Source organism: Gluconobacter albidus (genome assembly GCF_002005485.1).
In the GTDB taxonomy this organism is placed as follows: Bacteria; Pseudomonadota; Alphaproteobacteria; order Acetobacterales; family Acetobacteraceae; genus Gluconobacter; species Gluconobacter albidus.
The window spans coordinates 2,756,554-2,766,135 of the sequence record NZ_CP014689.1; the positions used below are offsets into that span (position 1 = coordinate 2,756,554).

A 9,582-nucleotide genomic window follows, 5' to 3' on the forward strand; every position below is an offset into this window, starting at 1 on the left:
TGGCTGCCTCGACGTGGCCAGCCAGTAGCCTGTCTCAGGGCGTATCTGCGCCCTTGGAGCGCTGAAGCATCCCGAACAGATCGCGCGGATCATCCGGATCGGCCAGCATATCAAGCTTCTCATACAGGCCGGTGGCGTCCAGCCTGTCGCGCACATAGCGCAGCGCCGAGAAATCCTCGATCGCAAACCCCACGGAATCAAACAGCGTGATCTGGCTCTCACTGGCGCGGCCCTTTGCCTCGCCGTTGATGACCTGCCACAGCTCCGTCACCGGATGGTCTTCGGGAAGCTGCTGGATCTCGCCTTCGATGCGCGTCTGCGGCGGATATTCCGCAAAGATGGAGGACCGCAGCAGGATATCGCGCTGAAGCTCCGTCTTGCCCGGGCAGTCCCCGCCCACCGCGTTGATATGAATCCCCGCGCCAACCATGTTGTCGGACAGGATCGTCGCGCACTGTTTGTCGGCCGTGACGGTCGTGATGATGTCCGCCCCGTCCACAGCCTCTTCGCTGGTGTCGCAGATCGTGATGTCGAAACCCTGTCCGCTCAGGTTGCGGGCACATTTTTCCGAAGCCGCCCGGTCCAGATCATACAGCCGCAGCGCCCGGATCCCGACGATCTCGCGAAACGCCATGGCCTGGAACTCGGACTGTGCGCCATTGCCGATAATGGCCATCGTCTTCGAGTTCGCAGGGGCGAGGTATTTTGCCGCCATGGCCGATGTCGCAGCGGTGCGCAGCGCCGTCAGCAGCGTCATTTCCGACAGCAGCACCGGATAGCCGGACGCCACATCCGCCAGCATCCCGAACGCCGTCACGGTCTGAAGGCCTTCCTTCATGTTCTTTGGATGGCCATTGACGTATTTGAACCCGTACAGGCTGCTGTCGCTCGTCGGCATCAGCTCGATGACGCCCTCGGCCGAATGCGCCGCCACACGCGGGGTCTTGTCGAACTCCGGCCAGCGTTTGAAATCGGCCTCAAGATACTCCGCAAGCTCGCGCAGGAAGGTCTCGATCCCGATGGTGTGGACAAGCGCCATCATGTTCTCGACCGAGACGAATGGCACGAAAGCGAGATGGGAAGGAGCGGGTGCGGAGGAGGGCATCTCAGTAGGTCCTTGTCTTGCGTTCGAGAACACGGCGGCCAAAGAGGCTGGCGGCCAGATCGGTCATCAGCAGGGCGGTCTTGGCCCGCATGTCGAGGAACGGGTTGAGTTCCGCCAGATCCAGCGATGTCACAAGGCCGCTGTCATGCAGCATTTCCATGATGAGATGCGCCTCGCGGAAAGTCGCACCGCCATTGACGGTTGTCCCCACGGCCGGTGCAATGTCCGGATCAAGGAAGTCTACGTCCAGACTGACATGCAACCGGCCATTGGCCGCGCGAACACGGTCCAGAAAACTGTTCAGCGGGCCAACAATTCCCTGCTCGTCAATGGCGCGCATGTCGAACACCGTAATACCGATTTCCGCCACATGCCGCTTCTCGGCCTGATCGACCGAGCGGATACCCATCATGCACATATTGCGCGGATCAACGGGTGCCGCAGGCGGCGGAAACCCTTCAAAACCCGCCTGACCCGTGAAATACGCCACAGGCGTGCCATGCAGGTTGCCGCTCGTGGTCGTATGAAGCGTATGCAGATCCGTATGCGCATCCAGCCACAGCACGAACTGGGGCTGCCCCAGATCCTGCGCATGACGCGCTACACCCGAGACCGTTCCGGCCGACATGGAGTGATCACCCCCGAGGAAAATCGGGAAATCGCAGGCTTTGGCCATCTCGTAGGCGCGTTCGCCAACGCTTTTCGTCCAGGCGATGATGGCATCGAGATTGCGCACGGCGGGATTGGGATGGCTGACATCCGGCATTGCCGCAGGCACGGCATCCCCCACATCGTCAACCTTCCAGCCAAGCTCCTGCAGGATCTCGGGCAGCCCTGCAATGCGGAAGGCCGTCGGACCCATGATGCATCCCCGCTCGGAGGTTCCGCTCTGGGTCGGGACACCCAGGATCTGGCACGTCTTCATCTCAACTCCTATCCGATGTTCTGCGCCGGGGCCTCAGCCCTGTCGCGAAAAATGGCTGACAAACCTGTCAAATCGCTCATCGATCCCGCCTCTGAACAGATCCTGCGGGGCACCCTGAACACGGACTGTTCCCTGCTCCAGAAACACGACCCGGCTTGAGACATCCCGCGCAAACGTCATTTCATGCGTGACAATCAGCATGGTCCTGCCCTCAGCGGCCAGATCCTGCATGACTTTCAGCACTTCTCCAACCAGCTCCGGGTCCAGAGCGGAGGTCGGCTCGTCAAACAGCAGCACCTGCGGCTGCATGACGATGGCGCGCGCAATCGCCGCACGCTGCTGCTGCCCGCCGGAAAGCTGGGACGGATAATAGTCCGCCCGCTCCCGCAGCCCCACGCGCTCCAGCGCCTTTTCGGCTTCCGCGCGAACCTCGTGCCGGTTGCGCCCCTGAACATGGACCGGACCTTCCATGATATTCTGCAAGACCGTGCGATGGCTCCACAGACAGAAATTCTGGAACACCATGCCAATCTGTGACCGTAGACGATTGACCTGTCGCGCATCCGCAATCTGCTGCTCGGCTCCCTTCATCCGGAACCCCACATCCTCACCCAACACATTGAGCGTGCCACCCGAAGGAACTTCCAGCAGGTTCAGACAGCGCAGAAACGTGGATTTCCCCGACCCCGAAGCCCCGAGAATGGAAATCACTTCCCCCTCACGCGCCTCCAGATCAACACCCCGCAGGACATCCAGGGCGCCATAGCGTTTCGTCAGACCTACTGTTCTGATGACGGGCGACGGAAGCTGGATCGGTTCCATGAAAACTCCGGAAAAGACGGTGTGTCTGGGGTCAGACCCGGCGACAGGGGGTGAGGCGGCGTTCAAGCAGATGCACGCCCGCGGCAATCACGAAGGTCAGACCCAGATAGATCAGCCCCGCAACCATGAAGATTTCTTCCGAACGATAGGTCTTTGAAACCAGCCTGTAAGCCAGCCCCGTGACATCCATCAGCGTGATCACACTGGCCAGCGACGTTGCCTTCAGGAGCAGGATGGCCTCGTTGCCGTAATTCGCCAGCCCGTATTGCAATGCCTGTGGCCAGATGATCCGCCGCCGCAGAAGCAGCCCGGACATGCCAATGGCCCGCCCCGCCTCGATCTCCCGCGCGGGAACCGCCGCGACGGCCCCGCGGATAATCTCCGCCCCGTAGGCCGACGTATTGAGAGACAACGCCAGTACGGCACACCAGTACGCCTGCTGCAGAACGGGCCACAGAAAGGACGCACGCAGAAAACCGATCTGCCCGAACCCGTAATAGACGATGAAAATCTGCACCAAGAGCGGCGTGCCCTGAAAAAGCATCACATACAGCGCCGCAACCCAGCGCGTCGGCGCAAACCTGCTCCCCGCAAGGGCCGCAACCCCGACCGCCAGCACAAACCCTACACAGAGCGACGTCACCGCCAGCTCCAGCGTCAGCGGCACACCGGCCAGAAGCGTCTTTGCGGTCGCGAACAGAAAAGCCCAGTCCATCCTACCGCTCCCAGCAGCGGGCCAGCCGCTTTTCCACGCGCCGAAAGCCCAGCGCCGTCGTCTGCCCCATAACGAGATACAGCAGCCCCGCCACACCGTAGAACAGCAGCGGCTGCCGGGTCGCACCAGACGCAATCGTGGACTGACGGAGCAACTCGACCAGCCCGATGATGGACAAAAGCGCCGTTTCCTTCAGCACGGACTGCCAGATATTGCCCAGCGCGGGCAGCGCAAACCGCAGGGTTTGGGGCGCGATGACACGCCACAGCAGAACCGGCGTGGACATGCCACACGCCTTGCCCGCCTCGATCTGCCCACGCTCCAGACGCAGACAGGCACTGCGATAGGCCTCGGTCTGATAGGCCCCCGAAACCAGACCAATCGCCACAACACCGATAATGAAGGAGGGCAGGGAGAAAAACCCCGGAAACCCCGCCAGATGCATCAGCCGCGTCAAAGCGAGCGAGCCCCCGAAATAGAAAAGATAGACGACGAGGATCTCCGGAACGCCGCGAAAGACCGTTGTGTAAAACGTCCCGATCCACCGCAGGCTCCGCGAAGACGCCAGTTTCAGCGCCGCACCCACCGCCCCGAGCAGACTGCCCAGCACAAAGCTGCAAAGGGCCGCCATCAACGTCAGACCCGCCGCCAGTAGCAGAAGCCGGCCCCATCCCTGCGCCCCAAACCCGACAAGCGTAAAAGCCTGCGCGCTCACGCCGCCGCTCCCACGCCAAAACGCAGCCCGCTGAACGGCGCCAGCAGCGGATCGACTGTCCCGCCGACGAGCGAGCGCCCCACAACCTCGCCGACCGCAGGCGCAAGCTGGAACCCATGCCCGCAGAATCCGAACACATGCCACAGATCCGGCGTGTCCTCCCCCGGACCAATCACGGGAACACCATCCGGCGTCGCCCCTTCAAGCCCGGTCCATGTCCGCAGGACCGGCACATGCGCCAGCGCCGGAAACGCCTCAAGCGTGGCAGCCGCGCCCTCGGGCATCCGGTCCATGACGGTAAAGGACGTGTCATGATCCGCGCAGGGCTTGCCAAGAATGCCGCCGCCGATCACCAGCGATCCAACAGCGCTCTGCTTAAAGGACAGCGGCCGGTCGATCCCGATGACCACAGGCTCAAGGAAAGGCTGCGTCCGCGCCGTCACCATCATGGACGGTGCCACGACCTTCAACGGCAGCGTCTGCCCCGCCATGGCCGCAACCTGCGCGCCCCAGGCCCCGGCGCAGTTCACCAGAACCCCCGCCTCATACCGCCCCGACGACGCCTCAACGAACCATCCGCCCCCCGGCAGACGCTCCAGCCCCAGAACCCGGCAGTTCTCGACAATCCGCGCCCCGGCCGCCATGGCCGCATGCCTGAAAGCGCGCGCCGAAGCCGCCGGATTGGCATGCCCGTCCCCCCGCGAAACAAGGCCGCCCAGAGCCAGATCCGTCAGACCAGGCAGCATCCTGCGGACATCCGTGGCCGAAAGCAGCTCCTCGGAGCCCAGCCCGCGCTGCGTCATCTCCTGCGCGCGTCCAAGCGTCCAGGACAGTTCCGCCTCATCGAGCGCCACCGCGATCTGCCCGACCCCGAGCCGGACTTCACAACTCTCCGCCGCACTTGCACCGACAAGCCGGTCCAGATGCCGCCAGTGCTCCATCGCCAGTTCTGACAGCGGATATTCCCGCCAGTCCCGCATCAGCGTCCGCAGGCCCCCCGCATTGACGCTGGAGGCATGCCGCCCGGCCACATTCTTGTCGAGCAGCGTGACATGCCAGCCCGCACGCGCCAGAAACAGGGCAATCGCGCAGCCCTGAAGGCCGGCGCCAACAATCAGCGCGGTCTCAGTGTGCCGGGACATCGACCATATCCTCTGCACCATGTTCCGACCCGCTTTCTGGGGCGTTCTCAGGCTTGTCTTCCAGTGTCAACCGGATGGTGGCCCGCGGATCAAGCCCCGACAGCCGCGCCACCGCCCCAAGCGGGATCGGCCGGATCGGCGGCCGCCCCCGGAATGTCGGCGGACAGCCCGCAGCCGACGTCTCATCCTCAAGCAGCCGCGCCGCCGTCACCATGCAACTGCGTCCCTGACACGGCCCCATGCCACAGCGCGTTTCACCGCGCAGCGCATCCATGTTCCGAAAGCCGGAGCGGATCTTCGCCCGCAGATCCCCCGCCGTCAGCTCCTCGCAGCGACAGACGATCGTCTCATCCCCCGGTAGCTCCCGCGCCAGCCCCGGCGGAAACGCCGCATCCAGAAACGGACGTACGGCCAACGTTTTGCCAACCGCCCGCAGAGCCGCCCCGGACGGCCCCCTACCGTGATCCAGCGCCGCCAGAATGGCCTGCGCGGCCACGACACCATGCGCCATCGCAGCGTCTGCCCCCCCGATCTTCCGGGCATCCCCCGTCACGCGCAACACGCACGTCCCCGCATAAAACTCAGGCGGAAGGGAAGAACGGCCCAACCCGTCCACAGTCGTCTCCGGCCGCCAGCTCGCATTCGGCCCGTCCCATTGCAGACGCAGCCCCGCCGCATTGGGAATATCAATCGCAGGCACGATCCCGTCATGAACGATCAGCAGATCACAGGGCAGCGTCCGCCGCTTGCCCCCAACCGTAAAGCTGACGCTCTCAACGCCATCCTTCCCATGCGCGGCAAGGGTCTCAAGCCCCGTCAAGGTTTCCACGCCCGCCAGTTTCAGACGCCCCAGCCAGCCCAGCCCCTTCACAAGCGGCAGAACCCCGCCGGGGCGCAGATGCCGCGCAGCCCGCACCGCATCGGAAAACCGGTCCGTCCGGCCCACCAGCGCCGGTTTGACACCCAGCTGATGCAACTGGTTGGCCAGCAACAGCAGCAGCGGACCCGTCCCCGCAAGAACAACCCGGCCCGAAGGCTTCAGACGTCCGGCCTTCAGCAGCGTCTGCACCGCACCAGCCGTCATGACGCCCGGCAGCGTCCAGCCCGGAAACGGCACAGGCCGCTCCATCGCCCCATGCGCCAGCAGAACCTGCCGCCCGCGCACATATCCGGCATTCATGCCCTGCAACCAGCCCACGGTTCCGTCGGGCCGCACTTCCCAAACGGTGGTCTGAGGCCGGTAATCAATCCCGGAACAGGCCCCGGAAAATGCCCGGAAACGCCGGATCAGATCGGCACCCGCCCGATAGGCTGGCCCCAGTGCAGCCAGCAGGCTCTGACCAGCCGGGCTCGCATCACACAGATTGGCTTCAAGATTGCGGAAAATCTGCCCGCCCGGACAGGGCTGCATATCCAGTACAATGACCGACCGTCCTGCTTCCGCCAGCGTCACCGCCGCCGTCATCCCGGAAGGCCCACAGCCTACGATCACAACATCCGCATCAGGGAGTGGCGCATTGAGCGTCATGGAACGGAGCCCTCCAGCGCAGGCGGCGCACCGGCCTGCCGACGCACGCGCATCCCTTCACGCACCACCGTCAGACAGGCCTGCCGGTTCCCGATCCCGTCGATTTCGACGAGACATTCAAAACAGTGCCCGATCATGCAGTAGGGCAGACGCGGCGCCCCCGAAACCGGCGTCAGCCGGTTATAAGACATTCCCCCCCGCAGCAGACAGACCGCAACGCTGTCCCCCGCACTGGCAGTCATTGCCTGACCATCCACAAACAGCGTCACCGGATCACGGATCGGGCCAAGGTCTGAAAACATCCTGCGTTCCTGTTGCGCGGGAGCAGGGGAGGCGCATATCATGGGCTTATTCATGGATCGAGATATCCGTTCCGAACCATTTCTCTGACAGCGCCTGATTGGTGCCATCGCGGTTGACCGATGTCAGAGCGGTGTTGAAAGCATTGCGCAGGGCGTCGTCATCCGGCCGGAACGCGATATTGGTCGTGTCCGATCCCAGAACCCCGCCTGAGAAGCTTGGCCCGGTCATGACAAGCGCGTCTTTGGAGGCTGCCTTGATCATGGTCGCAAAGGTCGTGACATTGGCAATCGCAATGTCGATCCGCCCCGCAATCAGTTCCAGCCCCAACTGGTCCACGGACGGATATTCCATGACTTTCAGCCCCGGCAGATAGGCCTCGGCAAACCCTGCCGCCGTCGAGCCGATCTGGACCCCGATGACTTTCCCCACCAGCGCAGCCCTCAGTTCTGAAAGCGCGGCCTGCGCCTCGTGGGGGGCAGCCGTCAGGTCAAAGGGCTCGCCCGTATGCGCCAGATGGGTCAAAGACCCTCCGCCCGCCGTCAGAAAGCCGTTCGGAGCATGGGTGTAGGGATTGGAAAACGAGACGACCTGACGGCGCTCTTCCGTCACGCCCATGGAGGCAATGATGGCGTCGTACTGCCCGACGCGAAGTCCCGGAATAAGGCCGTTCCAGTCCTGCGTGACAACCTTGCATGTCGCATGCATCCGCTCGCACAGAACCTTCACGAGATCTATTTCATACCCGGCATAGAATCCATCAGGTTTCGCATACGCCCAAGGCGGATATGTCCCTTCCGTAGCAATCGTAATGCGTCGCGGATGATCCCCCGCCACAGCAGACGCCGCACATGCCACAAACAGGACCGGAAAAAGCAGACATGTCGCACGAACAGGCATTCATGAAACTCCCGCCAGGGCGTGTGAAAAGGGTCACTGACTGCTTTATGGTCTTGGGTTCGATATCGGAATATATTTCTTCTTGGCAGAAAGCGTAAGCTGAGCTTACGCTTTAGGGATGCAGACCCACCGTATTCCTTCTCTGAACTGGCTACGCGTCTTCGATGCCGCCGCACGCCACCAGAGCTTTGCCTCCGCCGGGCGCGAGCTGAACATGTCTGCCGCTGCCGTCAGCCAGCAGATTCTGGCGCTGGAAACCTATCTCAAAAAGCCCCTCTTCCTCCGCAGCGCCAACAAGGTCCGCCTGACGCTGGAAGGTAACGAGTTCCTGCCGACCATTCAGGTCTCCCTCAGGGCTATCGAGGCCAAATCCGCCTCCCTTTTCCCCAGAAGGGACGTGGAACGCGTCTCCCTCGTCGCCAGCCAGTTGATGGCCATGAGCTGGCTGCCACGGCGTCTGTCGGCTTTTGAAAAAAAGCATCCTTCGGTACGCGTAGATCTCATTACGGAAGACTCCCAGCGCAATGGCGAGCCAGATCTCGCAATCCGTTTTGATTATATCATGACAACCCGCGAGCACCCGGGGTGGCTGATGGGGATTACCCACGTGGTGGTCGGGCAGCCGCAGGATGTGGAGCGCATCACCAGCGCAGAGGCCATTATGGACTACAAGCTGTTGGATGTCCGTTCGCATGCGGTGGGCTGGAATACGCTGCTCTCCCGCTATCCCGGGATTTCCGATACGTCGTCGCTGATGGTGGAATCCGTGGACACAACGCCCCTGGCGCTCATGATGGTCAAGGAAGGGGCCGCTCTCGCCCTTGTTCCTTGGCCAGCCGCGCAGAACCTTGTCGAGGCGCTGGGACTGACAGTTTGCAACACGCTTGCCGCCGTACCGGGGCTTGGAAACTATTATATAGAACAGTTTTCAGGCCACGGGGTACGTCCCGTCATCCGGGCGTTGTTCAACGACCTGCGCAAATCCAGCCAACGATCGTAGCACTATTTCGGTAGGAATATGATTTGGAGGGTTTGGGAAACCCTTTGGTTTTGAGGCTGTCCCTGTGATTCTATTTCCCCTGCGTGGACTGGGGAGAGACGGCATGAAGCAGCTGGGTTTCTTTGATGTTGAAGAGCGCTTGGCTCGTCTGAGTGGGCCTGACGATCACCTCGAAGCCGTTTTTCCGGACTGTGGATTTCAAACGTCTTCCGCCCTGACCTAGACAAAGCTCTGGCCTCTGCGGATGGGAGCAAAGGCTGTCGTCCTCCATTTGATCCGGTTCTGATGTCCAAAATCCTCGTGATCCAGACGCTGAGAATTCGAGGACGTCGGAATCCCCTACTGGGTCGCCATCCACAAACCAACACGAGACAACGATTCTAATCTTGGGATCTATTAATTTATTTTACTGGGCGAAACGTTGTGACTC

The 9,582-nt window shown here is 62.3% G+C and carries 10 protein-coding genes and 1 pseudogene; 2 read left to right on the forward strand and 9 right to left on the reverse strand.

Annotation, left to right across the window (positions count from 1 at the left end):
* Positions 1-34 precede the first annotated feature (34 nt).
* The 9 genes from A0U94_RS12560 to A0U94_RS12600 are packed head-to-tail and all read right to left on the reverse strand — an operon-like array spanning position 35 to position 8,152.
* The gene (locus tag A0U94_RS12560) at positions 35-1,105 is read right to left on the reverse strand and encodes an ornithine cyclodeaminase (RefSeq protein ID WP_077803556.1); all 1,071 of its coding nucleotides are present in this window, start codon (positions 1,103-1,105) and stop codon (positions 35-37) included.
* 1 nt (position 1,106) lies between these two features.
* On the reverse strand, positions 1,107-2,030 hold the full coding sequence (gene rocF / locus A0U94_RS12565; RefSeq protein WP_077803557.1) for an arginase: 924 nt from the start codon (positions 2,028-2,030) through the stop codon (positions 1,107-1,109).
* Between the two features lie 33 nt (positions 2,031-2,063).
* The gene (locus tag A0U94_RS12570) at positions 2,064-2,852 is read right to left on the reverse strand and encodes an ATP-binding cassette domain-containing protein (protein ID WP_077803558.1); all 789 of its coding nucleotides are present in this window, start codon (positions 2,850-2,852) and stop codon (positions 2,064-2,066) included.
* A gap of 31 nt (positions 2,853-2,883) precedes the next feature.
* Positions 2,884-3,567 carry an ABC transporter permease gene (locus tag A0U94_RS12575; RefSeq protein WP_077803559.1) on the reverse strand — a complete coding sequence of 228 codons (684 nt, stop codon included), beginning with the start codon at positions 3,565-3,567 and terminating at the stop codon, positions 2,884-2,886.
* 1 nt (position 3,568) lies between these two features.
* Positions 3,569-4,282 carry an ABC transporter permease gene (locus tag A0U94_RS12580; RefSeq protein ID WP_077803560.1) on the reverse strand — a complete coding sequence of 238 codons (714 nt, stop codon included), beginning with the start codon at positions 4,280-4,282 and terminating at the stop codon, positions 3,569-3,571.
* Entirely contained in the window at positions 4,279-5,424 is a 1,146-nt protein-coding gene (locus A0U94_RS12585; protein WP_077803561.1) for an NAD(P)/FAD-dependent oxidoreductase, read from the reverse strand. The genes A0U94_RS12580 and A0U94_RS12585 overlap by 4 nt, the downstream gene beginning before the upstream one ends.
* Positions 5,408-6,952, reverse strand: coding sequence for an NAD(P)/FAD-dependent oxidoreductase (locus A0U94_RS12590; protein WP_077803562.1), 1,545 nt, complete (start codon positions 6,950-6,952; stop codon positions 5,408-5,410). The genes A0U94_RS12585 and A0U94_RS12590 overlap by 17 nt, the downstream gene beginning before the upstream one ends.
* Entirely contained in the window at positions 6,949-7,254 is a 306-nt protein-coding gene (locus A0U94_RS12595; protein ID WP_077803563.1) for a (2Fe-2S)-binding protein, read from the reverse strand. The genes A0U94_RS12590 and A0U94_RS12595 overlap by 4 nt, the downstream gene beginning before the upstream one ends.
* Positions 7,255-7,300: 46 nt before the next feature.
* The gene (locus A0U94_RS12600) at positions 7,301-8,152 is read right to left on the reverse strand and encodes a transporter substrate-binding domain-containing protein (RefSeq protein ID WP_077803564.1); all 852 of its coding nucleotides are present in this window, start codon (positions 8,150-8,152) and stop codon (positions 7,301-7,303) included.
* A gap of 118 nt (positions 8,153-8,270) precedes the next feature.
* Between A0U94_RS12600 and A0U94_RS12605 the strand changes: the two genes are divergently transcribed.
* Together A0U94_RS12605 and A0U94_RS12610 are read left to right on the forward strand one after the other, a co-directional pair.
* Entirely contained in the window at positions 8,271-9,152 is an 882-nt protein-coding gene (locus A0U94_RS12605; RefSeq protein WP_077803565.1) for a LysR family transcriptional regulator, read from the forward strand.
* Positions 9,153-9,255: 103 nt separating this feature from the next.
* Positions 9,256-9,467, forward strand: a pseudogene (locus A0U94_RS12610) (IS5/IS1182 family transposase); the annotation flags it as partial.
* Positions 9,468-9,582 lie beyond the last annotated feature (115 nt).